24 protein-coding genes are annotated in these 26,029 nt (G+C 54.1%); 19 read left to right on the top strand and 5 right to left on the bottom strand.

Going from position 1 to position 26,029, the window contains the following annotated elements:
- Nucleotides 1-38 precede the first annotated feature (38 nt).
- From DTF_RS0104880 to DTF_RS0104860, 5 genes are all read right to left on the bottom strand, one after another.
- Nucleotides 39-455 carry a hypothetical protein gene (locus DTF_RS0104880; protein ID WP_027714407.1) on the bottom strand — a complete coding sequence of 139 codons (417 nt, stop codon included), beginning with the start codon at nucleotides 453-455 and terminating at the stop codon, nucleotides 39-41.
- Nucleotides 452-832: a cytochrome c gene (locus tag DTF_RS0104875; protein ID WP_027714406.1), complete on the bottom strand. Its 381-nt coding sequence runs from the start codon at nucleotides 830-832 to the stop codon at nucleotides 452-454. The genes DTF_RS0104880 and DTF_RS0104875 overlap by 4 nt, the downstream gene beginning before the upstream one ends.
- Before the next feature lie 52 nt (nucleotides 833-884).
- Entirely contained in the window at nucleotides 885-1,784 is a 900-nt protein-coding gene (locus DTF_RS21970) for a cytochrome c (protein ID WP_035055820.1), read from the bottom strand.
- A 164-nt stretch (nucleotides 1,785-1,948) separates the two neighbouring features.
- Nucleotides 1,949-2,455: a ubiquinol-cytochrome c reductase iron-sulfur subunit gene (locus tag DTF_RS21965; protein WP_051360913.1), complete on the bottom strand. Its 507-nt coding sequence runs from the start codon at nucleotides 2,453-2,455 to the stop codon at nucleotides 1,949-1,951.
- A 473-nt stretch (nucleotides 2,456-2,928) separates the two neighbouring features.
- A complete protein-coding gene (locus DTF_RS0104860; RefSeq protein ID WP_027714405.1) occupies nucleotides 2,929-4,143 on the bottom strand; it encodes an amino acid ABC transporter substrate-binding protein in 1,215 nt (404 codons plus the stop codon).
- A gap of 522 nt (nucleotides 4,144-4,665) precedes the next feature.
- Here DTF_RS0104860 and DTF_RS0104855 point away from each other — a divergent pair.
- From DTF_RS0104855 to DTF_RS0104765, 19 genes are all read left to right on the top strand, one after another.
- Nucleotides 4,666-6,519, top strand: coding sequence for an FAD-dependent oxidoreductase (locus tag DTF_RS0104855; RefSeq protein ID WP_027714404.1), 1,854 nt, complete (start codon nucleotides 4,666-4,668; stop codon nucleotides 6,517-6,519).
- 33 nt (nucleotides 6,520-6,552) lie between these two features.
- A complete protein-coding gene (locus tag DTF_RS0104850) occupies nucleotides 6,553-7,287 on the top strand; it encodes a cytochrome b N-terminal domain-containing protein (RefSeq protein WP_027714403.1) in 735 nt (244 codons plus the stop codon).
- A gap of 34 nt (nucleotides 7,288-7,321) precedes the next feature.
- On the top strand, nucleotides 7,322-7,849 hold the full coding sequence (locus tag DTF_RS0104845; protein WP_027714402.1) for a menaquinol oxidoreductase: 528 nt from the start codon (nucleotides 7,322-7,324) through the stop codon (nucleotides 7,847-7,849).
- Nucleotides 7,850-7,867: 18 nt separating this feature from the next.
- Nucleotides 7,868-8,683 (top strand): sensor histidine kinase KdpD, encoded by an 816-nt coding sequence (locus DTF_RS0104840; protein ID WP_027714401.1) that lies wholly within the window; start codon nucleotides 7,868-7,870, stop codon nucleotides 8,681-8,683.
- A gap of 79 nt (nucleotides 8,684-8,762) precedes the next feature.
- Entirely contained in the window at nucleotides 8,763-9,596 is an 834-nt protein-coding gene (locus DTF_RS0104835) for an IclR family transcriptional regulator (RefSeq protein ID WP_027714400.1), read from the top strand.
- A gap of 48 nt (nucleotides 9,597-9,644) precedes the next feature.
- Nucleotides 9,645-10,328 carry a CoA transferase subunit A gene (locus DTF_RS0104830; RefSeq protein ID WP_027714399.1) on the top strand — a complete coding sequence of 228 codons (684 nt, stop codon included), beginning with the start codon at nucleotides 9,645-9,647 and terminating at the stop codon, nucleotides 10,326-10,328.
- A 22-nt stretch (nucleotides 10,329-10,350) separates the two neighbouring features.
- Nucleotides 10,351-11,040 (top strand): 3-oxoacid CoA-transferase subunit B, encoded by a 690-nt coding sequence (locus tag DTF_RS21960; protein WP_051360912.1) that lies wholly within the window; start codon nucleotides 10,351-10,353, stop codon nucleotides 11,038-11,040.
- Between the two features lie 118 nt (nucleotides 11,041-11,158).
- A complete protein-coding gene (locus DTF_RS0104820; protein ID WP_027714398.1) occupies nucleotides 11,159-12,169 on the top strand; it encodes an NAD(P)-dependent alcohol dehydrogenase in 1,011 nt (336 codons plus the stop codon).
- A 674-nt stretch (nucleotides 12,170-12,843) separates the two neighbouring features.
- Nucleotides 12,844-14,121, top strand: coding sequence for a Tm-1-like ATP-binding domain-containing protein (locus DTF_RS21955; RefSeq protein WP_051360910.1), 1,278 nt, complete (start codon nucleotides 12,844-12,846; stop codon nucleotides 14,119-14,121).
- On the top strand, nucleotides 14,118-14,600 hold the full coding sequence (gene accB, locus DTF_RS0104810; protein WP_027714397.1) for an acetyl-CoA carboxylase biotin carboxyl carrier protein: 483 nt from the start codon (nucleotides 14,118-14,120) through the stop codon (nucleotides 14,598-14,600). The genes DTF_RS21955 and accB overlap by 4 nt, the downstream gene beginning before the upstream one ends.
- Nucleotides 14,597-15,964, top strand: a complete 1,368-nt coding sequence (locus tag DTF_RS0104805; protein ID WP_027714396.1) for an acetyl/propionyl/methylcrotonyl-CoA carboxylase subunit alpha — start codon at nucleotides 14,597-14,599, stop codon at nucleotides 15,962-15,964. The genes accB and DTF_RS0104805 overlap by 4 nt, the downstream gene beginning before the upstream one ends.
- Nucleotides 15,957-17,420 (top strand): acetyl-CoA carboxylase, encoded by a 1,464-nt coding sequence (locus tag DTF_RS0104800; protein ID WP_027714395.1) that lies wholly within the window; start codon nucleotides 15,957-15,959, stop codon nucleotides 17,418-17,420. The genes DTF_RS0104805 and DTF_RS0104800 overlap by 8 nt, the downstream gene beginning before the upstream one ends.
- Before the next feature lie 40 nt (nucleotides 17,421-17,460).
- Entirely contained in the window at nucleotides 17,461-17,862 is a 402-nt protein-coding gene (locus DTF_RS0104795; protein ID WP_027714394.1) for a pyridoxamine 5'-phosphate oxidase family protein, read from the top strand.
- 46 nt (nucleotides 17,863-17,908) lie between these two features.
- Nucleotides 17,909-19,180 (top strand): Tm-1-like ATP-binding domain-containing protein, encoded by a 1,272-nt coding sequence (locus tag DTF_RS0104790; RefSeq protein ID WP_027714393.1) that lies wholly within the window; start codon nucleotides 17,909-17,911, stop codon nucleotides 19,178-19,180.
- A gap of 58 nt (nucleotides 19,181-19,238) precedes the next feature.
- Nucleotides 19,239-19,985 carry an SDR family NAD(P)-dependent oxidoreductase gene (locus DTF_RS0104785; protein WP_193352679.1) on the top strand — a complete coding sequence of 249 codons (747 nt, stop codon included), beginning with the start codon at nucleotides 19,239-19,241 and terminating at the stop codon, nucleotides 19,983-19,985.
- Nucleotides 19,986-20,041: 56 nt separating this feature from the next.
- Complete coding sequence (locus tag DTF_RS0104780; RefSeq protein WP_027714391.1) at nucleotides 20,042-21,223, top strand: lipid-transfer protein; 1,182 nt, start codon at nucleotides 20,042-20,044, stop codon at nucleotides 21,221-21,223.
- Between the two features lie 607 nt (nucleotides 21,224-21,830).
- Nucleotides 21,831-22,763 (top strand): HAD-IIA family hydrolase, encoded by a 933-nt coding sequence (locus DTF_RS0104775; protein ID WP_226989163.1) that lies wholly within the window; start codon nucleotides 21,831-21,833, stop codon nucleotides 22,761-22,763.
- A 140-nt stretch (nucleotides 22,764-22,903) separates the two neighbouring features.
- Nucleotides 22,904-24,631 carry a DUF1302 domain-containing protein gene (locus tag DTF_RS0104770; protein ID WP_226989161.1) on the top strand — a complete coding sequence of 576 codons (1,728 nt, stop codon included), beginning with the start codon at nucleotides 22,904-22,906 and terminating at the stop codon, nucleotides 24,629-24,631.
- Between the two features lie 20 nt (nucleotides 24,632-24,651).
- Nucleotides 24,652-25,998 carry a DUF1329 domain-containing protein gene (locus tag DTF_RS0104765; protein ID WP_051360908.1) on the top strand — a complete coding sequence of 449 codons (1,347 nt, stop codon included), beginning with the start codon at nucleotides 24,652-24,654 and terminating at the stop codon, nucleotides 25,996-25,998.
- The last annotated feature ends 31 nt before the right edge of the window (nucleotides 25,999-26,029 follow it).

Below are 26,029 nucleotides of genomic sequence, written 5' to 3'. Positions count from 1 at the left end.
GCCGATGAACCTGCGTGGCTAAAATCCCGGCTGTTTAGTTAAATCTGCGCGGAAAAGGTCACCCGGTTCCGTTCTTCGTAGGTGATGTAGTGGAAGCTGCCGCCGCTGTCGACTATCGCCGCATGGATGAGGGCTAAGCTCCCCGGATCAACAACACCGACGAAGGTGTTGGCCTTGCCTTTGGCCTCTTCGTAAAGGCTTCTGGTTTTGAAGTAGCAGTCGGTCAATGAACCCGTCAGGGGATGAACCGTCCAGTCCCCAGGAGCGTTTCTGTTCATCAATTCCACAAATTCGCTCGCCTTTCCCAGGTTGGGAACGTACAGGCAGATGCCCTTGATCGTTTTATGAGGGCAGGCGTCTGCATTCCGGGGGCGCACCGCGGTTCCTGAGGTCGCCACCACCGCCCCGGCCATGAGACAATTTTTGAAAAAATCTCTTTTGCTCCTGTCTATCATTTCTCGATCCCTCCTTCTGGCCCCGGCATTGGTTTGTAGTCAGGATGCTCCTTGCGGTATGTAGCAACGGTTTTCAGATAGTTGACAATATCATCCAACGCCTTCGGGCTTACTTCCGATATCCTGAAAGCAGGCATCGCGCTTATTCCGAATCGCACGTTGTTGCGGATATACTGTTCGTGCAGGGGATTCCCAGTCTTCGACCGCATGTCGAAAATGCTGCTCGGCCCGGTTTGCTCAGGTTCCCTGTGACACAGGAAACAGTTTGCCTCGAAGACGTAGGGCATGTTCGGCGGCTCATTGGCCTGGGCTCCGCTGCAGAACAGGAGCGCTGAGAAGAGCATGGTGGCCAGAATGCTCAAGATTCCCATTTTCATTCGTCAACTCCCTTATGAGAAATGTTTCCCGGGAAAATTCCTTGGTGAAAACCTACGGGGAGAAATCCTTCTCCCGCTCTTGGATAATAATGTCCTTCTTCGCGACAACGAGGTCCTCCTTGGGATAATACGACCTCACAAAAACCCTTTCCGTAAGGCTCAGGACATAAGTCGTCAGGGCTTCGACCTGATGGCCGTTCATAGCGTAGCTGCGCATCACGGAGCCCGGTGTTACCCGTGAAGGGCTCAGGAAGTGTTCAAGTGCCCAGTTCTGCCGCGAGCGGTCACCGTCGATATGAGTAAAGTCGAAGTGCCCGGTATCCTTATCGGCGAAGGCGGATAGCTCGGGAGCCATGGATCCGTCACCCGCATCGACCTTGTGGCAACCGGCACAATAAAGGTCTTCAAAGAGCTTCTGTCCCAAGGCCAGATCGTCGGCCCCGATTGCCTCGTAGTCCTTGTGGCAGTAGCCGCAACGGGACTGCATGAAACGCTTCTCCACCATCGGATCCGGCCAGTGGGCGATGGTCTGGTGGGAGGCTCCGTCGTAGGTTGTGGCCGCCCCCTGGCCGCCATGACAGATGGTGCAGCCGAACTTCTCAACGGGGTGCTTTGCCAGCAGCTCCGGGTCCGGGTGGGTGGTGTGCGGTTGCTTCGCCGTGGTGAATAGCGTATCTTCGATCCCAAGGTGGCAGGTTGGACAGCGGTCGACGGCGCCGAATTCATTCACGACGATCTGCTTGATCTCCGGCTTCATGCCCGAAACTCTCTCGTAGAGCACCGGGTTGATATCGCGGCTGATCTTTCCCAGTAGCAGTCTCCTGTACTCCTGCTGATAATCTTTCCACTCCCGTTTTCCGTCGCGGATCGCCGTTATACCCAGCAGGATCAAACAGACCAGTCCGCTGATGATGCAGAGTGATGTAAGCTTTCGCAAAACTGCTCTTTCCATCCGCTTATTCTCCGAAGTTCGCATATTAAGATCCTCAGGTTCACAAAAGGGGATCAGGCACCGTCCAGGTTTCCCATGGCGACTATCTCCCGATGCACTACTTCGGTTCGGATGCCGCCTGTCGACAAAGGACATGAGGGAAGCAGGAACAATTGCCTTTAGTCCTAGGCAACGAGCTTGGTCCTTCTTTGGTTCTCCTTGGAAGTATCGACCACGAGACTCCCCATGTGATCCATATAGATTTCGTACCAGGGAAGGTTTTTTGGTGCCGGTCCCCCTAGGACATCACCCTTGAGCGTAAAGTGGGATCCGTGGCAGGGGCATGTGTACCCGACATCGGGATTGTTGTTCACGGGTTTAACCAGGCAGCCCAGGTGTGTACAGACGAGAGAGATGGCGTGAATGCCATCCTTCTCCCGCACGATTTCTATTCCCCTGCCACCTATTACAGTTCGGCTTCCGATTGGGAACCTGCTCAGAGCGCCAATTTTGAAGACTTTGGAAGGTTCATAAAGAACATTGGGCTTCAGGAAACGGCCGATCTGTGTCACAGCCCCTCCGATTCCGAGAACCAGAATCGTCGCGGCCAGATTGACAAACCCTCTGCGGTCTTCATCCACTCTGGGTTTCGCTTTGCATCTTGCTGCTTCAAGAAGCGTTGCATGAAGCATGGTTAACTCCTTTCGTCCCAATTTTTCTGCTGCTGATTTCTTGATGTTTTTGATGGTTTTCTCTGGCTTTCGGAGAGCCAGTATGTCTCGATTTACCAAAAAGCAAACAATGTGCCATTTAAAATAATGCTGTAAAATCAATAATTTGTATTATTAATATAGGGGCTTGAGTGTTCAAACTGATATTCTGTTTAAAACAAAGTTCGAATAAATAGATAAAAGAAATAGCAAGGGTATTGATATTCAAGTATCCAAATTTATTGAGGATTTAGTGGGTAGGTGGAGATGGGAGGTTTAGAGAGAAAGGAATGTCGGGAAATATCGAACTGGTCCGAAAGGCATTAAATGTCGGGAAGTTATACGCGGACAGGAGTTCTGTGTTACCGTTGGTGGCGTTGGTAAGGCAAAGTGTTACCAAAATTCATGGAGGGAGATGGGGTGTTTTCGGATTCACGGCCGAAGCGCACAATATTCTACAATCGTTCATCCCATGGCGGGGCCGATATGACCGGTTTTTTCGCCCATTTGAACGGGTAAACCAACTCTTGCTTGCCGTCGATCCACTGATTGGCTGTGTTCACGAAAATGGCAACTCCATTGCTCTGGTATTTTACAGGACCCATAACGGTTTCAAACCTGCTGCCTAGAACGGCGTCACGCACCTTTTTTCCGTCCAGAGTTCCGGCTTTTTCGATGGCCTGCCACAGGATTTGAGCTAGGGCATAGGTACACCCGACCGAAACCGAAGTTTCTCCGAAGTGCCTCAGGTAGCGTTCACCCAAATCCCTAGCCCCCGGGAAGGGGAAGTCCATTGACCAAAACCCGTCACAAAGAATGAATTGGGCGTCCTTCCCGAGTTCATTCCAGAAATTTCCAGCCCAGGCTCCTTTCCACCCATGGAAGTAGGCCACGTTAAGGTCATTTTGTTTCATTTGGCGAATAAAGCTTATGCTGTCTTTTTCAGAAGAGAAAAAGAGGATCGCATCAACCCCCAAGGTTTTGGACTTTTGTATTTGTACCGAATGATCATTAGTTCCAGAGCGCAGAGTCTCGGAAAAAATTAAACGATAGCCATACGTTTTCGAAACGGTCTGAAAAAGGTCGGCAAAGAGTCGTCCATCGGGGGTGTTTTCCGTTAATACCGCGGGTTTTTTCGGGCGGTTATCCCTCGGCATACTGTTCCATAACTGGAAAGGAACGGAGACGCTTTGCTCAAGGTCGAAGAAAAACAGTGTGGACCATTGAAACTTGTGCTTAAGCCAGTCTGGCACCAAGGAAATGGAAGCATGATAATATTTTTTGTATTTCTCTGCAGTTATACACGCAGGGATGACACCATGAATCCCGCCAAAACCGCTCAGGAGCATGTCAACTTTGTGGAAATCTATCAGTCTCTCTACTGCTCGGGAAGCCTTCGCTGGATTCGATTCATCATCCACGATAATGAGCCTGACCTGTAGATTTTTTCCGAATTCCTTTATAAAGATGCCACCCGAAGCGTTAACATCCTTTACCGCTTCCTCATAAGACCACTTCTGTTCCCTGCCTGCTCCAGAAAGCTCACCTGTCAAAGGAAGGTGGGTGCCAATTATGATTTCACTCCTATCCTTTGCCAGGGAAGGCAGGGCGCTGGTCATTATCATGCTCACGAAAACTATTGCCAATCGATTTCGCCATGCAATATTCATGATGCTCAAATTTCCTCTTCAAGACCGGCCGTTATTTGGCTCCGGCATATTTTTCATCTGTCGGATTTTATCAAACAAAGTTTTATGATTCAACATGCCTTTTCCTGCCATCTATCCTCGAAAAATCCGGTTTGGCGTCTTAGACCTTTTCATTCCCGATTTCTGTGTAAAACAGTAACAGCCAATCGTGCCAAGCATCACGAATAGTAACATAGACTCTTCTCCTTCCCTTTTTCTCATTTATAAGCAAATGATATAACAGTTCTTTTTAGGCTGGGGCCACAGGTTCTGTCGATGACTCCTCTCCTTTTTTCGGGAACCCTGGATTGTATAACGTTGTTTATTTATGTTACGCCGCATTTCGGTTTAAGGTGTAGTGCCATGTTTCAAGCTGTCGGAAATAAAGACAAAAAATAAATGGCACAGTGTTAGCAAGTGATAGGGCAATAGGTGGCATGGCCGCGCAGTTGGAGGAGCGGCAGCGAGTCTGAGCGGTATCAACGGTATGACAGAGGAAGATTCATGGACAAGGAAGACGGCAAATATCGGGTAAGGGTCATGAGACTCGAGGACTATCAGGCTTTGACGCCATGCCAAAGCGCCTGTCCGCTTGGGACCGACACCAAGAGGTACATTAAAGCCATAGCCGATGGAGATGATGAGAAGGGCTACCTTATTGCCAGACAAACAAACCCTCTTGTTTCTGTTTGCAGCAGGGTCTGTACCGCACCCTGCGAGAAGGCCTGCAGAAAGATGGAGGTGGAAGCTCCGGTGGGCATCCGGTCCCTGAAGCGATTTGTATGTGACCGGCACGGCGTGGCTTCACCCCTTGCGGTCGCGAAGAGGCTGGATGAGCTCTCCCAGCGGGACAGGTGGCTGAGTGATCGGACGGGTAACCACATCTTTGCCCTTTCGGAGAGGTCCCGTAAGGGCAAGGAAGAAGGGGGGAGATCCCAGGGGACTTCAGCCCGCGTGGCCATCGTGGGTTCCGGTCCGGCGGGATTATCGGCCGCTCACGATCTTGCCCTGCTCGGCTATCGGGTGACGGTTTTCGAGGCGGCGCCGCTGCCTGGAGGGCAGTTGCAGACCGGCATCCCGGGGTTCCGATTACCGAAAGACATCGTCCGTCAAGAAATCGAGGCCATAAAGAGCATCGGGGTAGAGATAAGGGTAAACAGCCCCATCGGAACGGAAAGAACTCTTGCCGATCTTCGTGAGCAAGGCTACGAGTCGGTCTTCATCACCATCGGTCTTCAGAATCCCATGATTCTGGACCTGGAAGGGGCCGAGTTGAAGGGAGCATACAACGGCATCGATTATGTGCGGGAGCATCAGAACATCTCATTGGGAAAGACCTGTCTGGTCATAGGCGGCGGAGGGGTGGCTATAGACTGTGCCCAGCATGCAGTACGTCAAGGAGTTGAGCGGGTGATGATCTCCTGTTTGGAATCGTGGGACACGATGCCGGCGAGTTTATCCGAGAAAGAGGATGCGCAGGAAGAAGGGATCGCGTTTTATCCCTCACTTGGCCCTCAGAGGATAGTGGGACAGAAGGGGCGTGTGACCGGCGTCGAGTTTCTGGGCGTGAAATCGGTGTTCGATGAAGAGGGAAGGTTCAATCCCACCTTTGTCCAGGACAGCAGGACCTTTTTGGAAGCCGACTCGGTGATATTGGCCGTGGGTCAGTCTTCGACTCTCCCGTCCTTGTCCGGAATGGACGGACTGGAGATAACGCCGTCAGGGATGATCTGTGCCGCAGACGACATGTCCACAAAGCTGCCGGGCGTTTTTGCCGGAGGGGATGTCCGGTGGCGGTTTGCTAGGAACGTGACGGATGCCATCGCCGACGGCCAGAAGGCGGCCCGGTCCATCCACGGTTATCTCAGCGGCAAACCCTTGCGTGTGAGGAAAAAAGGATACATGAGGGCGCTGGCGCCTGACTTTGACAATCTCCGTTGCGAGACCATCGAGGCGGTGAACCCACCCAAGAGAGATGCCGGCAAAAGGATCCAGACCGGGGAGGAGATCACTCTGGCTTTTGAGTCAGAGCAGGCGCGCCTTCAGGCTGCCCGATGCAGGCGGTGCAACATACAGACCGTATTCGACCGCTCCCGCTGTCTTCTTTGTGGAACCTGTGTGGATACCTGCGTTCAAGGCGCCCTTAAGCTTACCCGCATGGCGGATATCCATAAAGAAAAGGATATCGAAGATCTGGTCCGGGCCGTGGAGAAGAGGTCGCCTCCCGGCAAAGGGATGACGGCGATCATCAAGGATGAGAGCCGATGCGTTCGTTGCGGGATGTGTGCGCGCCGATGTCCGGGGCAAGCCATCTCCATGGCGGAGTTCCACTATGAAGAGAAATGGGAGCAGAGTTGACCAGTAACGCTTTGAGTATGACGGAGATTGATCATGAGATACAGCCTCAAAGAGTCCATCAAGCATTTGCCCGGAAGCATAAAAGAATCCGTCCTTCGTCGAGGGGGAGGGACTCCTGATCAGGAAAGGGCCGCAGCAGTCTACGGAAACTTCTTCCTGCATCTTCACCCGGTGAGGGTTCACGTCAACACCCTTCGACCTGGGTATACCTTCGGACTGGGCCTGATTTCCTTCTATCTTTTCCTGATTCTGGTGATTTCTGGGACATTGCTGATGTTCTATTACATCCCTTCCATGGAAAGTGCCTACCGTAGCATGAAGGATCTCGAGTTTGTCATCTCTTACGGGATGGTGCTGCGCAATGCCCACCGATGGTCGGCCCATGCCATGGTGATCTTTGTCTTTCTGCACCTGTGCCGCGTCTTCTACACCGGCTCCTACAAGCCCCCCAGGGATTTCAACTGGGTGATCGGGGTATGCCTGCTTCTTCTGACGCTATTTCTAAGTTTTACCGGATACCTTCTTCCCTGGGATCAGCTGGCCTTTTGGGCCGTTACAGTGGGAACCAATATCGCCGCCTATGTCCCCTGGCTTGGGGACGATCTTCGGTTCCTGCTGCTGGGAGGGAACGAGGTCGGCCAGATGGCGCTCACGCGATTTTATGTGCTTCACATTGCGATCCTGCCTCTATTTACGGCGGTACTGGTGGGGGTGCATTTCTGGCGGATTCGCAAGGACGGAGGCCTTTCACGGCCGTTGAAAGACTGAGATTAAGCAAAAAGGGCCGAGGAGGTTTCGAGCAATGGCAACAGTAGAAAAAGTGGAAATATACCCGAAGGATCCCGACAAGACCTATTCTCTTATGGCGATTGTAGAAGGGGAGTCCCTCCAAGTTGAAAAAGGGCCGGAAGAAACGGTGCATACCTGGCCGCACCTGATAGTGCGTGAGCTCCTGCTCTTCTTGATCGTCTGCATCGTGATTCTTGCGGTCTCCCTGGTGTTCGATGCCCCCCTCGAAGAGCCCGCCAACCCTTTGCATTCGACCAATCCGGCCAAGGCGCCCTGGTATTTCGTGGGAATTCAGGAACTGGTGAGCTACTCGGCTTTCCTGGGCGGAATCCTGATCCCCGCGGTTATTGTATTGTCTCTGCTATTTCTGCCGTACCTGGACAGGAACCCGACAGGGACTGGCGTCTGGTTTTCCGGAAATCGGAAAGCGGGCATCCTCTTGTTTTCACTTTTCGTCGTCACCATGATCATCCTGATCGTGATAGGAGAATTCTTCCGCGGACCGAACTGGTCTCTTTACTGGCCGTGGGAGCAATCATAGAGGTAAGGAGGTGCGCTTATGGCGGCTCACATCGCAAAAGTTATCCATCACATTCCAGCTAAGGAACTCAAGCGGCGCCAGATTTCCTCCATATCAAAAGAGCTAACCCATCCGGACGACCTGGAGCGATTGAAGAGGGAATTCATCAGTACGGCCTCTCACGAACTGTGCACTCCTCTGACTTCGATTCTGGGCTTTTCCGAACTATTGATGAACCCCGAGAATTATGGCGGCATAGCTGCAGAGAGGCAAAGGGAGTTTCTGGAAATTATCTACGAGAAAGCCAGGGATCTGATGGACATAGTCGATGCGCTTCTGATTCTTGCCCACAGTCGCTCCGGCATAGGGGTGTGTTTGAACAGGGAGGCCTGTAGCATCGAAACCCTGGTGGAGGAGGCGCTGGCCGCATTGCCAGGTACCACCGATAAGCAACGGATAGAGGTTCATCTGGTAGAAGGCGGGACGAGCATTTGGATCGATCGGAAAAAACTGGGGAGGGCTCTGACGGCTCTTCTTGCAAATGCCCTCAAATTTGCCCCGGACCGTGTGGTCCGCGTGCGGGGAGAGTGCTCAGGCGGTCGCTCTCTCATTGCCGTGGAGGATGATGGTATCGGGATGTCACCGCAGGATTTGAAAAAGATCTTCCAGCCGTTTTTCCGCGTCGACGCCTCGTCAACAGCGGCCGCGGGTCTTGGCCTGGGGCTCCCCTTCGCCAATGCCCTAGTCGAGGCGCACGGAGGAGACCTCTCCATAAAGAGTACCCCGGGTGCTGGAACTACGGTCACCCTCTCGATTCCGTTAACGAGCGGGTCGAAGAGGAATCGGAATCATTGAGGAGCTGGATTAAAGCCGCACTTTTGGTCGGACATGGTCAACTCCAGGCGTTCAAACAGTTAGTTATAAGGAGTCATCGTTGCTGAACAGAGACAAAAGGTCCTATTCCATCCAGGCGGTAGAAAATGCCCTGACCATTCTGGAAGCGTTTGGGGAAATCGATGGGGAGGTGCGCATCACCAGGCTGAGTGAGATGCTGGAGATAGATAAATCCTACGTCTTTCGATTGTTGGCCACCTTTGAGGAGAGGGGATATATCGAGAAGGCAGAACGCACTGGCAGATACCGGCTGGGGCTTGCCGCCTACGTGACGGGGCAGAAAATCCTTTCGCGCATGGGGTTGTTGACAAAGGCCAAGCCGGTCATGGAGCGCCTGGCGCGCGCCTGTGATGAAGCCGTCTACCTGGCTGTCCCCCGCAACCGAGAGGTTCTGATGCTGGATATGGTCGATACGACCCAGGTGGTCGGCACTGTCTCCTTTGTAGGGAACGCTTACCCGCTGACCAAAACCGTGGCCGGAAAGGTTCTTCTGGCTTTCGGAACGGACCTGACGGGGAGAGCTGAAGAAGATACTCCTTCTTCCCTGCAGGACGAATTGGTCGCCATTCGGAAGGAGGGAGCGGGCCTCGACTCGGAGTGCATCGGAGCAGGAACGGCCTGCCTGGCCGTACCGCTTTTCAATGCTCAAGGCAAAGTTCCCGGCAGCCTCTGTGTCGTGGGCCCGGAGTTCCGCTTTTCCAATGAACATTGCGAGAACCATCTGCTCCCAGCCCTGAAGGCGGCAGGAGAAATCATTTCCACCAGATTGGGCTCCCATTTCGGCTTCAGCAAAGTTCCAGGAAGGGAAGCGCTGCCTGCCGATCTGACATTCTGCGGGAGTTGGCAAGGAGGGCGAGTTGGCAGCCGGTTCTGAGCCGGAGGAGACTCGACCTACAACACATTAAAAACCGGAGGCAGGTAAATGAGTGTCTACACATCCGTTGAAGAAGCCGTGGAAGGAATTAACGACGGCGCTACCTTGTTGGTGGGAGGGTTTGGACCGGTCGGAACACCGTGCAACCTCATTCAGGCGTTGAAGGACAAAGGGGTGAAGGATCTTACTATCATCTCCAATAACTGCGGCGAAGAGGGGTTTGGACTCGGCATTCTGCTGAAGAACAGGCAGATCAGGAAGGTCGTTTGTTCATATCTGGGGGGGCATCCCGAATTCGAACGGCAGTTTTTGGCCGGGGAGGTGGAAGTCGAACTTGTACCTCAGGGAACGATCGCCGAACGGGTCAGGGCGGGCGGAGCCGGAATCCCTGCCTTTTATACCCGGGCCGGCGCAGGGACCATTATTGCCGAAGGAAGAGAAACCCGCATTTTCGACGGGAAGGAGTACCTCCTCGAAACCGGTTTGCGAGCTGAATTCGCCTTGATCAAGGCCTACAAGGGAGACCGCCTCGGAAATCTCATCTACCGGCGGACCGGGATGAATTTCAATCCGATGATGGCCGCCGCCGGTATCACAACCATCGCGGAAGTTGAGGAGCTGGTGGGAATCGGAGATCTTATTCCGGAGCAGATCCACACGCCCAGCATCTATGTCCAACGCCTTATCGAGTTCAGCCAATCCGGGCATGGAATAGATCAACTACAATTTTGAACACTAATTTGGAGGAATAAATATGCCTTGGACTAGAGAACAGATTGCCCAGCGCGCTTCGCTGGAGATTGAAGACGGCTATTACGTGAACCTTGGGATAGGCATCCCCACGCTGGTTACCAAGTACCTGCCGGAAGGGAAACAGGTGTTTTTCCAGTCTGAAAACGGACTGCTCGGGATGGGCCCACCAGCCAAAGAGGGGGAGGAGGATATTGATCTGGTCAATGCCGGCAAGCAGTACACCACCATGGCGCCTGGCGCCGTCCTGTTCAGTAGCGCCGAGTCGTTCGCCATGATCCGCGGCGGGCATATTGACCTGGCCATACTTGGAGGCATGGAAGCTGCCGCCAACGGCGACCTTGCCAATTTCATGATACCTGGAGTGATGGTTAAAGGCATGGGCGGTGCGATGGACCTGGTATACGGTGCGAAACGCATTGTCGTGGTCATGGATCACGTCAGCAAGCATGGAGCCCCCAAGATTTTGAACAGATGCTCTCTTCCCTTGACTGGCAAAGGCGTTGTAAACCGCATTATCACAGATCTCGCCGTTATGGACGTGACTAAAAATGGACTTGTGCTGATCGAGGTCGCTCCAGGAGTAAGCACTCAGGATGTCCAGGCATGTACCGAACCGGAACTGATAATCCTAGACCAATTGCAAGAACGGCAAATGGACAGTCCTCTGGTTTCGGCGCAAGGGTCGCAATAGATGTGGAGGTTTTCGTTAGAACCCGTGTGAGATTCTCTTTTTCACCAGAAAAAAATCGACTCTAGTTGATATGCCCTCCGGACAGGATGGGTCTGCGGTTCAGCCATGGAGGACCCCCATGAAAGCCTATGAAATCAAGGAAGCGATTGGCCCCGCCGGCCTGGAATTGACCACTGTACGACCTGAGCCCGAAGTGGGCCATGGAGAAGTCAAGATCAGGGTTCACGCCACTTCCCTGAATTTCCGCGATCTGCTTGTCGCCGCCGATCGATATCCGGCAGGATTAAAGTCATCAGTGATCCCCCTTTCCGATGGCGCCGGCGAGGTCGTCGCCGTCGGTCCAGACGTGAGCCGCTTCCAGATCGGAGATCGTGTCGCCGGTACGTTCTTTCAGAATTGGAGCTCAGGCGCGATTTCTCGAGAGGCAACGGCAAAGGCTCTGGGCGGGTCTGTGGACGGCATGTTGGCCGAGTATGTAGTTCTTCCGGAGCGCGGCATCATCCACACGCCACGTCATCTCACTTTCGAAGAGGCGGCGACCCTCCCCTGCGCGGGAGTCACGGCCTGGAGCGCCGTGGCGGAGTCGGGACGCATACGTGCCGGTGAAACCGTTTTATTGCTTGGCACCGGCGGGGTTAGCCTGTTTGCGCTGCAGTTTGCCAAAATGCATGGAGCGCATGTCATTGTCGCATCGAGCAGCGACGATAAGCTGAAGCGTGCGAGAGAGTTGGGCGCGGATACTTTAATCAACTACCGCAGAACCCCCGATTGGGACGAGGAAGTCCTGAAGGCGACCGGAGGACATGGGGTTGACATCGTCGTGGAAGTCGGCGGGGGCGGTACGTTGGAGCGGTCGATAAAGGCCGTACGCGTGGGGGGATTCATTGCAGTCATCGGTGTGGTAGCAGGGGGCGGGCAGGTCGATCCTCGTCCCATCATTAGTCGTGGTATCCGTCTCCAAGGTATATACGTCGGTTCCAGAGACCAGTTCGAGGCAATGAACAGGGCGATATCCCAGGCGGAACTCCGGCCTTTTGTCGGACGAACCTTCTCCTTCGAGGAGGCCAGGGAGGGGTATGATTATCTGGCAAGTGGCGCCCATATGGGAAAAATCGTAATCAATGTTTGAATGGTTGGCGCGCGGGCCCATTGATCCAAGATATGCGAGATGGAGAGGTCAATGGATAAACTCCAAGACGCCGGAAAAGCTGTTTCGGCTAATCCTGCTTGGTGAGCGTTCCTCTCTTAACAGTGAATTTCCTTCCGGCAATCCTTAGGGCCTCCCTTATTCCTTCGATTGATCGTGTTCTATAAAAAATTTTGATTGTCGCCTTCATGAGAAGGCCATTTGCGTGTCCTTTGCGTATTTTCGTAACACGTGCTTTATCGCTATCACGATTTGTAGCAAGCAGACTGTGAGCGGCCATTCCTGTGAGCCGTAGTCAGAAAGAGGAGCTCTTTTGAGTCTCGCTCAGAGGTGTTCGCGTCCTCTGCCTCGCCGGACATAAGAAGAAGTTTTCAGCTATTTTAGAAGGTTATGCGACCATTCTCTCTTTCCAGCCTTCCCTTTCTAGATAAACCAACGTTTCCAAATGTGACATCCACGCTTTTGTGGGCATGTGGATTATTTAGCTAATATATCGATTTAACAACAAAAATTCATTTTGGCACAATGTTAGCAAGCCGTAAGTACGTAAAACGTGCCGTCCATGGAGCATTGGTCCTGAACCGATTCGTTTCCTTGGACTCTGCTCACTACCTAATGGCGATACGGACCAATCGTGAAAAGGGAGAGGAAGAACAATGGTAATCAAACCGAAAGTGTTGCTGATCATGACGCTTGACACCAAGAAGGCGGAGGCCGACTTCGTCCGAGAGTGTCTCGAGGAGAGGGGAGTCGACGTATATCTGATGGACCCCAGCATCCGCAGAACCATCGAAGGGGGGGCCGCCATCACCCCCGAGCAGGTGGCGGAAGCCGCCGGGAGCACTTTGCCTGAGATCCGGGCCCTCAATCACGAGGGCAAGTGCCAGGCGGTGATGGTAGAGGGCGCCATCAAGTGCGCCCAAGAGCTGCACCAGAGGGTTGGGCTGAACGGCATCATAGGCGTGGGAGGTTCCATGGGGACAACGCTCGGCACGGCCGTCATGCGAAGTTTTCCTGTCGGCCTGCCCAAAGTGATGGTCTCAACCATGGCCTCCGGCATGACGAAGGGATTTGTCGGCACCAAGGACATCGTCATGGTCAACTCCGTCTGCGACATTTCGGGCTTGAACAGGGTCACTCGCAGCGTGTTTCGCAACGGTGCCCTGGCGGTGGCGGGCATGGCCCATGGGTATAAAAGCACTGTCGTTTCCGAGAAACCGCTGGTCGCGATCTCCACGTTGGGGACGACAGACCGTTGCAGTGTCCGGGTCCGCAGTTCCCTGGAGCAGAAAGGGTTTGAAGTCATGGTCTTCCACACGCTGGGTACCGGCGGGATGGTCATGGATGAAATGGTCAAAGAACAGAATGTGTCGGTCGTGGTGGACCTGTCTCTGGTCGAGGTCAATGATTTTCTTAATGAAGGGCTCTGCAGCGCCGGCCCCGACCGATGCAAGGCGGCTCTCGCCAAAGGGGTTCCCACGATCTTTGCGCCGGGCAACGTAGATTTCATGGTCGCAGGTCCGATTGAAGATGCCCGAGCGCGTTTTCCAGGTAAACGCTACCACATTCACAACGCGGCCTTGACGGCAGTGCGCGCGGAGGGCGAGGAGTTCAGGCGCCTGGCCGAGCACATGGCAGGACTCATCCAGGAGGCAAAGGGGCCTGTCTCCTTCTTCGTTCCGATGCTCGGTTTCTCCGCTCACGACAGCGAACAGGGGCATCTGCATGATCCCTCACTGCCGCCGGTATTTGCCGAGCACCTGAAAAAGGTAATGCCCACCGGGGTGCCCGTCAAAGAGTTCCCGCACCACATCAACGATGAGTCATTTGCCGACGCCATTGTCGAACAGGTGCTTGTTTTCCATCATCAAGGGCTTGAAAAAGCCGCTCGCACAGATTTGAATATCACGCAGATAGGGGGTTTTTGCTCATGAAAATTGATCACAAGGACGTGCAGGACATATTGCAGCTGCTCAAATCCTCCTCCTTCAACGAAATGCACCTACAGACCGAACGATTCAGCTTAACGTTGCGTCGCAAGGGCAGCGAATGGGTGCAGTCGAGCAAGGAGCTGTCCGCACCGAACCTTTTGCCGCCTGTAGGTGGTCCAAAGACTGCGTCGGCCGCCTGTGCCGCACCGAAGGCAGCGAATGCTGCCGAGGACGGTCTGTTCGAAATTCGAACACCGATGGTCGGAACATTCTACCGCTCTCCGAAACCGGGTGCGCCGCCCTTTGTCGAGGTCGGTAGCCGGGTGGAGAAGGAAACCGTGGTCGCGATTGTCGAAACGATGAAATTGATGAATTCGGTACATGCCGGGGTGTGCGGCAAGGTTCTCGAGATCTGCCTGGAAGATGCCCAGCTTGCCCATAATGAAACCGTCCTGATGCGTGTTCAGCCGGAGGCCTTATGATTCTGAGACGCATTCTCATCGCAAACCGCGGCGAAATTGCGGTACGCATTGTGCGCAGTTGTCAGCGTCTCGGGATTGAAACAGTGCTGGCGGCCTCGGAGGCCGATCTCGACTCATTGGCTGCGCGTATGGCGGACTATACGATCTGCATCGGACCGGCCAGGTCCTCCGAGAGCTACCTCAACATATCTGCTGTGATTGCTGCCGCGGAAGCGGCAAAGGCGGACGCCATTCACCCCGGGTATGGTTTCCTCTCGGAAAACCAGCAACTGGCTAAGGCGTGTGGCGAGGCTGAAATCGTCTTTATCGGACCTACTGTGGAGCAACTCGATGCGGTCGGGGATAAGCTTAAGGCTCGCAGCAATGCAATGGAGGCCGGTCTGCCGGTGGTGCCTGGCGGCGAAGTTGGCAATATGGATGAAGTTCTCGCGCTGGCGGAACAGATCGGATGGCCCCTGTTGATCAAGGCGGTCGGTGGCGGCGGCGGTCGGGGAATGAAGCAGGTCCACGAGCCCGGCAAACTGCTGGAGACAATTGATATGGCCATCGCCGAGGCGCAGGCGGCGTTCGGCGATCCCCGAGTCTATCTGGAGCGATTTGTCGCAGCGGGGCGCCACGTTGAGGTGCAGGTGCTCGGCGACGGTGAGAATATTATCCATTTGGGCACTCGCGACTGCTCGGTCCAGCGACGGTATCAGAAGCTCGTCGAAGAGGCCCCGGCGCCTAATCTGCGTGACAGCCTGCGGGAGGAGATGCATCGGGCGGCTGTCGCCTTCGCCAGGCATCTGAAATACAGGGGTCTGGGTACGGTGGAATTTCTGGTTGATTGCGAGCGCGACACCTTCTACTTCCTCGAAATGAACGCCCGTATTCAGGTCGAGCACCCGGTCACCGAGGCCATCTGCGGTCTCGATCTGGTCGCTGAGCAGATTGTTGTCGCCGAAGGACGCCCGCTACGGCTGACTCAGGAGGAGGTCAGGTTCCAAGGCCATGCCATCGAATGTCGGATCAATGCAGAAGATTGGACGAGGAACTTCTGCCCGAGTCCGGGTGAGGTCAAGACCGCCATATTCCCTGCAGGTCAAGGAATCCGGGTCGACACGCACATGCAGGAAGGGGCACAAATTCCCCCATTTTACGACTCCATGATCGCCAAAATGATCGTGCACGGCGAAGACCGTTCCGCAGCGATCGAGAATATGAGTCGAGCCCTCTCCAGATGTGAAATAGGAGGAGTTACGACTAATTTGCCGATGCATTTAGAGCTGATGAATCAAAGCGCCTTTATGGCCGGTGGGGTCACTACGGCCTACTTCCCGGGGTTTCTAGAGAAAAAGCGAGAGGCAGGAGGCTTCAATGGCTGAAATACAACTTGTCGATGTATCCATGCGCGATGGCAACCAGAGCCTGTGGGGGGCGGTGGGCCTGAATACCGCGCAGGTTCTTCAGATTGCTCCCGTGGTCGACCGGGTGGGGTTTCACGCCATTGACTTTACGTCGAGCACCAGCATGGGTATGGGGGTACGCACCTTCAAGGAAGACCCCTGGGAGCGTATACGCCTGGCACGCGCGGCGATGCCGAATACACCATTGCAAGTCATCGGAACAGGACTGCGGTTCTTCTCTTGGGAGCGGCAGTCGCCCGATTTCATGCAACTGGTTTACGACCGATTTGTCGCTAACGGTATTTCACGCATCGTTGTGCTCGAACCGATGTTGGATGTCGATGCGATTCTCGAAACGGCGCGTATGTGTCGCAAGGCAGGTGCTGCAGAAGTCATCGTTGCGCTGACCTACACTATCAGCGAGATGCATGATGATGACTTCTATGGCGGTCTAGCTGCACGGATTGCCGGCTGTCCGGATATCGATCGCGCCTACATCAAGGATCCTTCAGGCCTTCTCACTGCCGAGCGGGCTCGCACACTGGTCCCGGCGATAGTTGGGAACCTGGGCGGCAAGCCGCTGGAGCTTCACTCCCACTGTACGATTGGTCTTCCATCCCTCAGCTATCTGGCAGCCGCAGAGCTTGGTGTGGAAGTTCTCCATGTGGCCTGTGGGCCGCTGGGCAGCGGCTCATCGCTCCCCAACGTCCATCGTCTGCTGGTCAATCTGCGTGAGATGGGGCATACGGTTAGGATCGACGACGGAGCGCTTGGACGGGTCTCCGACTATTTTACCCGGCTGGCCAAGGCGGAAGGGCTTCCGGCCGGGGTGGCCCAGGAGTACGATGCCTCGTTTCTGCGTCATCAGGTGGCTGGCGGCGTCATGTCCACGACACGGAGACAGCTCGCCGAAATCCATCTCGAACACCGATTCGAAGAGGTAATGACCGAGGCCATCCAGGTGCGAGCGGAGCTGGGGTATCCCATCATGGTAACGCCCTTTCCCCAGATGGTCTGTTCCCAAGCCCTGTATAACGTGATCGGCAAGGAACGCTACGTCAACGTCTCCGACCAGGTGATCCGCTATGTTCTGGGTATCTTCGGCCGCCCCATCGCCCCGATCGATCCGGAGGTTAAGGATCGAATTCTCTCCAAACCACGGGCCAAGGAGATCATGGCCGAACCGCCGTCCCCCCCCCTCTCCGAGCTGCGCAAGCGATTTCCTGCGAACATCTCAGACGAGGAGTTCCTCCTGCGGGCGACCATGCCGGCCGAGGAGGTGAACGCGATGATCGCCGCCGGGCCGGCCAAGCGCCATTATAACCCGGATCTCAGGCCGCTTCTTAAGCTGCTCGAGGGGATGCAGGAGTGTCCCGAAGGTTCCGACATCGTGATAGAAAAGGACGATTTTCGGCTGGAACTTCGTAGCGCCTGAATCTGGCGCCAATCAGATGATATCGACAAGGAGGCCACCCATGAAGGAAGTCATCGAGATGCTCACGGAGCCGGGTTTTGGCAGCCTGGCCACCATAGAAGAGGGAAGGCCGCGCGTCAGGCCCTTTGCATTCATGTTCGAGGAGAACGGACGTTTCTATTTTTGCACCTCCCGGACCAAGGACGTCTACAGGCAGCTCCTTGCAAAGCCCCTGGTCGAATACACAAAGGCCACCGAGGATATGCGCTGGCTGAGAATCGGTGGGGAGATCCGTTTCGACGAGGATATCAGTCGCAAGGAGCGATGCTTTCTAACCACACCCATGCTCAAGGATATTTATCAGACTCCTGAGAATCCCGATTTCAAGATCTTCTATCTGGAGCACGGCAACGCCTCGATCGACAGTTTTGCCCCGGAGCGGAGGAAAACGTTTGAATTCTAAGACCGTTCTGCAGGCCGAGAAGTCCCAGTCACCAAGGAGCAGGGGCATGGAGAAAAGTGATATGAAGAAAGGAATCGTGGTTATTTGCAATCTCGATACGCGGGGGGAAGACATCCTCTTCGTCCGGGATCTGATCCGGGGGCGCGGGCACAATCCCATCCTGCTCGATTTCAGCATGGAAGAGCCGCCGCCGGTTCCGGGGGATATCCGATGCGAGGAGGTGGCTTCAAGGGGAGGGCTGCCCATCGAAACAGTGCGTGAGTATTACCGCACCAACCGAGAAGCTGCGACAAACAACCAGATCAATGGGGCGGCGGCGATCGTCACTGATCTCCTCAATCAAGGCAAGGTGCATGGTGTCATCGGCATTGGCGGCGCAACCTCGAGTCTTGTTTCAACCGGCGTCATGCAGCAACTGCCGTTCGGCATGCCCAAGCTGATGGCTACGCCGATTGCTTCTTTACCGCGTTACACCGAAAAGTGCATCGGTACCCACGACATCACCATGCACCACACCGTGCTTGATGTGGTGAAAATGAACCCGTTGCTCAAGGCCCAGATCATCAATGCCGTGGGGGCCATCTGCGGCATGGTCGAGATGACCCAGGGTCCGGACTTCACCTTCGATCGGCCGGTGATTGCAATTTCGGCCTTCGGTTTTGCCGAGGTTACGGCACAGGCCTCGGTCCGGTTCCTGGAGGATGCCGGATTTGTCCCGGTGGTCTGTCATGCTCAGGGCAAGGGGGACAAGGCCATGGATGACATGATCGACGACGGTCTCTTCCAAGGGGTTATCGACCTCTGTACCGGAGGCATTACCGAGAACCTGTTCGACGGAAACCGCAATCCCGGCTCCGAGCGCCTGATGGCTGCTGTGCGCAAGGGCGTTCCGGCGGTGCTGGCGCCTTGCGGTCTGGATTTTCTAAGTTACGGCGGGCGGCCGGACAAATTGGCCGAAAGGAAGGGCCGAGCGCAATTCGTTCAGGACTCCTTCCGCATCCAGGTGCGCACCAGCGCAGAAGAATTGCGTCAGGCCGCCGAGGTGATTGCCGAGCGGCTCAATCAGTCCAGGGGCCCATTCAGCTTCCTGATTCCGCGCAAGGGCTGGTCGTCCATCGACCAGGAGGGAAAGCCTCTCTACGATCCTGAGGCAAATGCCGCATTCGTCAACCGCCTCCGGGAGAAGTTGCACAACAAGGAGGCGATTCAGGAGGTGGACCTGCATCTCTATACGCCGGAGTTCGCCCGGGCTGCGGTGGATGAGTTCGTTCGTCTGTATTCAGGGAACATAAAATCGCAACAGCGAAGTGAAATTTGAAGGCACAGACGTTCTAGTGTCACTTTTATAAATCTATCGAAGGGGAAAGGAGCTCGTCATGCTGATCAAAGACAAGGTCGCGCTTGTTACTGGGGGTGCAGCCGGCATCGGTCGCACAATTGCCATCGTCTTTGCGAAAGAGGGGGCTAAGGTGATTGTGACTGATTGTAACGACGAAGAAGGAAAGAAAACCGTCGAAATGATCAATGATGCCGGAGGGCAGGCTATCTATAGACACCTTGATGTAACCCATCCCGAGAACCATGAGGCTGTTGTCGCTGCTGCCTGCGAGGAGTTCGGACGTCTTGATATTGCTTGCAACAATGCCGGCATCAGTGGAGAATTTCGACTTACCGCAGAGCATACCCCTGAGACATGGCAGCAGGTAATCGACATCAATCTGACTGGAGTTTTCTATGGTGTCCGGGCGCAGATCCCTGCAATGCTAAATAATGGCGGCGGCTCGATTGTCAACATCGCATCGATTCTGGGTCAAGTGGGCCTAGAAGAGATTTCCCCCTATGTCGCCGCCAAACACGGCGTCGTTGGTTTGACCAAGAATGTTGCCCTCGAATACGGTTCCAAGGGAATCCGCTGCAATTCGGTCGGTCCGGCCTTTATCAAGACCACTTTGGTCAACAACCTTCCCAAAGACGTCAGAAGTCAGCTTGAATCAATGCATGCCTTGGGCAGAATGGGTGAGACCGAGGAGGTCGCCAATTTGGCGGCGTGGCTCAGCAGCGACAGGGCGAGCTTCATCACGGGCAACTATTATGCCGTAGACGGTGGCTATCTGTCCCGCTGATATCCTCGGCCCTCCGTCTCTTCGGTAAGTCGGACACCTCTCGATAGGAGTTTTTGGTGAGTTCAACCGTCAAGGTAATCGGTGTCGGCATGGTCAAATTCGCCAAGCCCGGTGCGCACGAGCCATACGAAGTCATGGCCGGAAAAGCGGTGAAAGCTGCATTGGCCGATGCCGACATTTCCTACGGCGATGTTCAGCAGGCTTTTGCCGGTTACGTCTTCGGAGACAGCGCTTGCGGACAAGCCGCCCTGTACCGCGTCGGCATGACGGGTATACCTGTCATCAACGTCAACAATAATTGCTCGTCCGGATCGTCCGCGTTGATGCTTGCGCGGCAGGCCATTCTATCAGGGATGATCGATTGCGCTTTGGCGGTCGGTTTCGAGGAGATGCGGCCCGGTCCTCTAGATCCTGTCTGGAATGACCGGACGTCGCCTTTGCGGGATTTGGAGGACCGGTTGGAGGTGCTTGTCCCTGACGCCGCTCCTGCGACAAATGCAATTCGCCTGTTCGGGTCGGCTGCTAAGGCCTATATCGAAAAGACGGGGGCCAATTCCGATATATTCGCGAAGGTGGCGGTCAAGACTCGCAAGCATGCGAAGAACAATCCATATGCGTTGTTCAATAAGCCCCTGACAATAGAGGAAGTCCTGCTTTCCCCAAGTGTCTATGCTCCCTGCCTCACCCGTCTGGAATGCTGTCCTCCATCGTGCGGAGCTGCAGCGGCAATTGTCTGCAGCGAAGCCTTCGCCAGAAAGTATGGTGCGACACGCGCCGTTAGCATCCTTGCGCAGGCGATGCAGACCGATGGGGAGGCGAGTGGTCAGGACCCGATCAGCCTGACGGGTGCGGAGATGACGCGCAGTGCCGCCCGGCAGGTCTATGAGTGGGCAGGCATCGGTCCGAAAGAGATCAAGGTGGTGGAGTTGCATGACTGCTTCACCTCCAACGAGGTCATCACCTACGAGGGGCTAGGGCTGTGTGCAGAAGGCGAAGCTGAGGGGTTGATCAACAATGGCGACAATACATACGGCGGAAAATACGTCATCAATCCTTCCGGGGGGCTGATGTCCAAGGGGCATCCGCTGGGCGCGACGGGACTTGCCCAGTGCACCGAATTGGTCACCCAGTTGCGGGGAGAGGCCGGACAACGGCAGGTGGATGGAGTCCGTTTTGCGCTACAGCATAATTTGGGTTTGGGAGGAGCCTGCGTCGTTACACTCTATGGATGGGGTTGATATTTAAAGACGTTGAGCATCCAGTCATTTAAACTGTAAACCTCTTGAATTACACATCATCATCTTCTTCCTCCGATTCCTGGTCTATATCTCTTCAACTTTCGCCCTCCCCAAAACGGGGAGGGCGAAGGTTCTTTGCAGACCCACAGAAATCTAATCCGTCGGGACACTTCCCTCAGCTATTCCATGGGTGAAGATAATACCGTTCACGAAAAACAACTGTGTTTATTCGTAACAAATCTAAATGCAGCTATTACTATTTGTAGCACGTGCAGGCAGCTTAGATAGCGACCACGTAAAAGTGGCTGATATCCTGTAGAAAATATATAAAACGCCTTCCCTGTTGGCATTCTCTCACATTCGATCGTCCCCTGCTCAAATCCATAAAAAACTTGAAAAATCAAAGACATAAATTGCGTACCTGCATCGATGGCTCAGTGCAACTTTGTAAACCAATGTTCTAAAAAGTGCTTTGCCTTCTGGTCTGCTTAGTAAAAAGTTAATATAAGTACTCAAAATAACAGATAAATTACTTTTGGCACAGTGTTAGCAATGTTTGATTTGCAAGCATTCTGGTTCAGTCAGCCACAGAATCATTAGGAAGTCTGTGGAACTCTTGATGGTAGCAGATGCAAAGGGAGAAAAGATGTTTGATGCACTTGCAAATCCATATTCAGGGAAGTTTCCCCTTCAGCGCCTGCAAGAAATACAGGGATTCGTAATTGACGTGGATGGGACATTGGTTCTGGGAAACCGGAACAATCACGGTTTCCATCCCCTTCCCGGGGCGATTGAGCTCATCCGTTTTTTGGGAGGCCGAAGATTGCCTTTTGTGTTGTTCACGAATGGCACTGCACGCACGCCGGAACAGTACATTGCCGCGCTGCGAACAGTCGGATTTGACCTCCAGGACAACTCCATATTGACGCCGGCAAGTTGTGCAGCCGACCTTTTCCTCCGTCGAGGTTACAGGCGGGTCATGGCGCTTGGTGGTGACGGGCTGAAACTCCCTCTTCAGGAAGTCGGCCTTGAACTCGTACCGCCCAAAGGCAGGGCGCAGGTCGATGCAGTTCTGGCAGGATGGCATCCCGAATTCACCATGTGCGAGCTGGAGGCGGCCTGCCACGCGATTTGGGACGGTGCCAAGATGTTCAGCGTCTCGCAGACCCGATTTTTTGCGACTGCAGATGGCAGAGGCATTGCCCCCTCTCGCGCCATGTCGGCAATGATCAAGGATATGACCGGCTGTCGCGTTATGACAGTCGGCAAGCCCTCTCTTCATGCTTTGCGCCATGCCGGTCGTCGCCTGGAAGTGAAATTGAAGGATTTGGCGATAGTCGGAGACGATCCTGAGATGGAGGTTCCCATGGCGCACAGTGGAGGCTCTCTGGCAATTGCGGTCAATTCAGGCCTTGCGACCATCGAAGCATTCATGCACTTGCCGGAGAAGAGACGGCCCCATTTGCACCTGGATGGAGTAGATGAGGTTTTGAAGCTATATGCGAACTCTGAAAAAGGGGCAATGGATTTAACGGTTTGAGCGGAAGCCGATAATTTTCACGAATTTGAGAAAGGAGAAGGTCAAAGTGCTGTGCTCAAGCTGAAATGAAAGAGTTTGCTGGCAACAGGTATTTTCCAAGGTTTAGAAAATTTGGGCACGGGAAGCAGGGAGGGCATCACATGCAGCAGGGGTTGAGGGAGCACAATGAGCAGGAGAGGCAAAATCGAATTAATTTGAAGGGAGACAAGCAAATGGAGGAGTTTCGTGTAAATAAGGGATTGGTAAAAATAGCATTGATTGTCTTAACTTTGACTTTATGTGTTCCAATTTATTCACATGCAACTGAGATTGATTTTGGTAACAGCGACATCACAGCAAGATTCAATAATACTATCAAATACAGTGTCGCAGCACGAGTACGTAAATTGGACGAAGATGTCTCGGCTACAAATTATAACCCAAATATCGACGCAGGAGATCACAACTTCGATCGTGGACTGATATCTAATCGCTTTGATTTGTTAAGCGAATTTGACCTGAAATATAAACGTAAATACGGCTTAAGATTGAGTGCTGCTGCTTGGTATGACTTTGTTTACAATGACGAAACCGACAGCGATCTTGTTATTCCCAACGCGCTTTCGGTCGACAACGATGAGTTCACTAAGGATACCGAAAAGCTGCATGGAAGAAAGGCGGAGATGCTCGATTACTTTGTCTTCGGCAGCTTCAGGCCCCTGAACAAGCGCTTGAGCATGAAGGTCGGCCAGTTTGCCCAGCTTTATGGAGAGACTTTGTTTTTCGGGGCGAATGGTGTGGCCGCCGCGCAGGCGACCCCCGACATCATTAAGTTGCTCTCGGTGCCGAACTCTCAATTCAAGGAGATTTTGCGTCCTGTGGAGCAAATTTCCGCCAATTTGCAGCTCAGCTCCAAAGTTTCACTGGGCGCTTATTACCAGTTTGAATGGGAGAGAGCGCGCTTGCCGGGCGCGGGCAGCTACTTCAGTTTTGCCGATTTTGCAGACGAAGGCGGTGAGGTGGTTTTCTTTCCCGACATATTCACTGGCGGACCGGCGCCCTTGGTGCTTCTGCGCGGGGACGACATCGAGGGGCGAAATTCGGGGCAAGGTGGTGTGCAGCTTAAAATTCGTCACGGAGACGCGGAGTACGGCTTCTATGCCACACGCCATCACGACAAGACTCCGCAATTCTATTTCCGACCTGTCGAGCCTCTCGTCGGGCAAAGCAGTTATGCCCTGGTCTATGCCCAGGATATCGAGACCTACGGTTTCAGTGTGAGCACCCTGGTCGGCGAAACGAACATAGCGGCGGAACTCTCTTATCGCAGAAACACTCCCTTGCTGGCAACTGGCAATGTGGTGCTTGATTTTGCTGGCAACGGCGATGGACGCCACAATCCGCTTTATCCGGTGGGAGAAACCTGGCATCTCAACGTGTCCGCCATTTCGGTTCTGGCCGCAAGTCCCCTCTGGGATGGAGCATCCTTTATAGGCGAGTTGGCGATGAATTATCGCGACCATATCGAGAAAAACGCGGACCAACTCGATCCCAATGCAACCCGCTCGGCCACGGCGGTGCGCTTTATCTTCCAGCCCGAATACTTTCAAGTCATGCCGGGCACCGACATTCAGGTGCCGATTGGGGTCGGCTATGGAATCGAGGGGCGTTCTTCCGTGCTGGGCGCGGGCGCCATGCCGCCTGAACACGGCGGCGATGTCAGTCTCGGAGTGAAGGCGGATTTCCGCAAGATCTGGCAGGCAGGGCTCAATTATACTCACTACTTCGGCGACGCAAGTGGGGTGGTCGATCCCACGGGGGCCTTGTCCTATGACCAGTTTCACAGGGACAGGGATTTTATCTCGTTTTCTGTTCAGCGCACCTTCTAACTGTTAAAGGAGAAAAAATAATGAAAAAGATACTCTTAGCTGCATTGGCAGTCACTCTGTTCATGGGTGGTCAGCATGGTTACGGTGCCGTCCCCGCTGAAGAAGCGGCATTGCTGAAGACTAAATTGACACCGCTAGGCGGTGAGCGTGCCGGCAACCAGGAGGGAACCATCCCGGAATGGGATGGCGGAATCACCTCGGTTCCGGGAAAGACCAAGGGAGACGTTCCCGTAAAGCTGTTCTCTGACGAGAAACCGCTTATCAAGATCACGGCTGCTAATATGGCAGAATATGCCGACAAGCTCACGCCCGGGACTCAGGCTTTATTCCAAAAATACCCTGACACCTTCCGCATCGACGTCTATCCCACGCATCGCACCTCGGCGGCGCCCCAGTATGTATATGAAAATACCTTAAAAAACGCCACCGACTGCAAACCGACCGACAATGGCAACTCCATGGAGGGTTGCTACGGCGGCATCCCGTTTCCAATTCCTAAATCCGGGAAGGAGATCGTCTGGAACTACCTTTTGCGTATTGAGGCTGAAGCCATCGAGTACGGATTCAAAAACCTCCTTATTACCGCCGATGGAACCCGTACGCTTGCGACGCGTAACGACAACTTTTGGGATTTTCCTTATTACTATAAGGAAGGTTCCGCGAAAGAATGGAACGGGAAGTATTTCCTCCAGCGGTTCAGCACCACTGCGCCTGCCTTCAAGGTAGGTGAGTCGCTGGTTATCCACGACAGCATCGACCCGAAGCAGTACCGCCAAGCCTGGCAGTATCTGGTAGGTCAGCGCCGCGTCCGGCGTGCGCCGACCGTCGGATACGATACACCGGATTTTGTCGCTTCGGGCGCCAACTACTTTGATGAAGTGCAGGGATATTTTGGTGCACCGGATCGTTACGACTGGAAAATTGTCGGAAAACAGGAGATGTACATTCCTTATAACAATAACGAGTTGGTTACCTCCAGTGTCGATGAGGGCTATGCAGAGCGTCACTTCAATCCCGATAAAATGCGCTGGGAGATGCACCGCGTCTGGGTCGTGGAAGGCAACATAGCCGAAAGCAAACGCCATGCGGTGCCCAAACGTCGCCTCTATTTTGACGAAGATAGCTGGATCATGGTTTTGATGGATGGGTACGATGCAAATGGAACTTTGTGGCGAACCTCTCAGATGACTCCGTTTGTGGTGCCAAAGATTCCGGCGATGGTGGTAAAGCCGGTTATCGTCTTTAACCTGCAGGCTAATACGGCCTCTACCGTACAGGGGCTCATGGATGAGACATATCGGGTAGTGAAACGCAAGCCGGCAGATTTTTATACAGGAGAGGCCGTGGCCGCCGATAGCATGCGCTGATCCGACCAATGTGAAGGCTTCTTGGCAGTTT

The organism is Desulfuromonas sp. TF (assembly GCF_000472285.1).
In the GTDB taxonomy this organism is placed as follows: Bacteria; Desulfobacterota; Desulfuromonadia; order Desulfuromonadales; family ATBO01; genus ATBO01.
The sequence above is the reverse complement of the archived record's forward strand: the minus strand, read 5'-3'. Positions and strand labels throughout refer to the sequence as shown.

What these genes read in the sequence shown, in the direction of transcription:
- DTF_RS0104805 (WP_027714396.1), top strand. Translation starts at nt 14,597, where the DNA reads ATGATTCTGAGACGCATTCTCATCGCAAACCGCGGCGAAATTGCGGTA.
- DTF_RS0104785 (WP_193352679.1), top strand. Translation starts at nt 19,239, where the DNA reads ATGCTGATCAAAGACAAGGTCGCGCTTGTTACTGGGGGTGCAGCCGGC.
- DTF_RS0104795 (WP_027714394.1), top strand. Translation starts at nt 17,461, where the DNA reads ATGAAGGAAGTCATCGAGATGCTCACGGAGCCGGGTTTTGGCAGCCTG.
- DTF_RS0104845 (WP_027714402.1), top strand. Translation starts at nt 7,322, where the DNA reads ATGGCAACAGTAGAAAAAGTGGAAATATACCCGAAGGATCCCGACAAG.
- DTF_RS0104770 (WP_226989161.1), top strand. Translation starts at nt 22,904, where the DNA reads ATGCAGCAGGGGTTGAGGGAGCACAATGAGCAGGAGAGGCAAAATCGA.
- DTF_RS21955 (WP_051360910.1), top strand. Translation starts at nt 12,844, where the DNA reads ATGGTAATCAAACCGAAAGTGTTGCTGATCATGACGCTTGACACCAAG.
- DTF_RS0104850 (WP_027714403.1), top strand. Translation starts at nt 6,553, where the DNA reads ATGAGATACAGCCTCAAAGAGTCCATCAAGCATTTGCCCGGAAGCATA.
- DTF_RS0104765 (WP_051360908.1), top strand. Translation starts at nt 24,652, where the DNA reads ATGAAAAAGATACTCTTAGCTGCATTGGCAGTCACTCTGTTCATGGGT.
- accB (WP_027714397.1), top strand. Translation starts at nt 14,118, where the DNA reads ATGAAAATTGATCACAAGGACGTGCAGGACATATTGCAGCTGCTCAAA.
- DTF_RS21970 (WP_035055820.1), bottom strand. Translation starts at nt 1,784, where the DNA reads ATGGAAAGAGCAGTTTTGCGAAAGCTTACATCACTCTGCATCATCAGC.
- DTF_RS0104855 (WP_027714404.1), top strand. Translation starts at nt 4,666, where the DNA reads ATGGACAAGGAAGACGGCAAATATCGGGTAAGGGTCATGAGACTCGAG.
- DTF_RS0104800 (WP_027714395.1), top strand. Translation starts at nt 15,957, where the DNA reads ATGGCTGAAATACAACTTGTCGATGTATCCATGCGCGATGGCAACCAG.
- DTF_RS0104880 (WP_027714407.1), bottom strand. Translation starts at nt 455, where the DNA reads ATGATAGACAGGAGCAAAAGAGATTTTTTCAAAAATTGTCTCATGGCC.
- DTF_RS0104830 (WP_027714399.1), top strand. Translation starts at nt 9,645, where the DNA reads ATGAGTGTCTACACATCCGTTGAAGAAGCCGTGGAAGGAATTAACGAC.
- DTF_RS0104820 (WP_027714398.1), top strand. Translation starts at nt 11,159, where the DNA reads ATGAAAGCCTATGAAATCAAGGAAGCGATTGGCCCCGCCGGCCTGGAA.
- DTF_RS21965 (WP_051360913.1), bottom strand. Translation starts at nt 2,455, where the DNA reads ATGCTTCATGCAACGCTTCTTGAAGCAGCAAGATGCAAAGCGAAACCC.
- DTF_RS0104790 (WP_027714393.1), top strand. Translation starts at nt 17,909, where the DNA reads ATGGAGAAAAGTGATATGAAGAAAGGAATCGTGGTTATTTGCAATCTC.
- DTF_RS0104875 (WP_027714406.1), bottom strand. Translation starts at nt 832, where the DNA reads ATGAAAATGGGAATCTTGAGCATTCTGGCCACCATGCTCTTCTCAGCG.
- DTF_RS0104840 (WP_027714401.1), top strand. Translation starts at nt 7,868, where the DNA reads ATGGCGGCTCACATCGCAAAAGTTATCCATCACATTCCAGCTAAGGAA.
- DTF_RS21960 (WP_051360912.1), top strand. Translation starts at nt 10,351, where the DNA reads ATGCCTTGGACTAGAGAACAGATTGCCCAGCGCGCTTCGCTGGAGATT.
- DTF_RS0104860 (WP_027714405.1), bottom strand. Translation starts at nt 4,143, where the DNA reads ATGAATATTGCATGGCGAAATCGATTGGCAATAGTTTTCGTGAGCATG.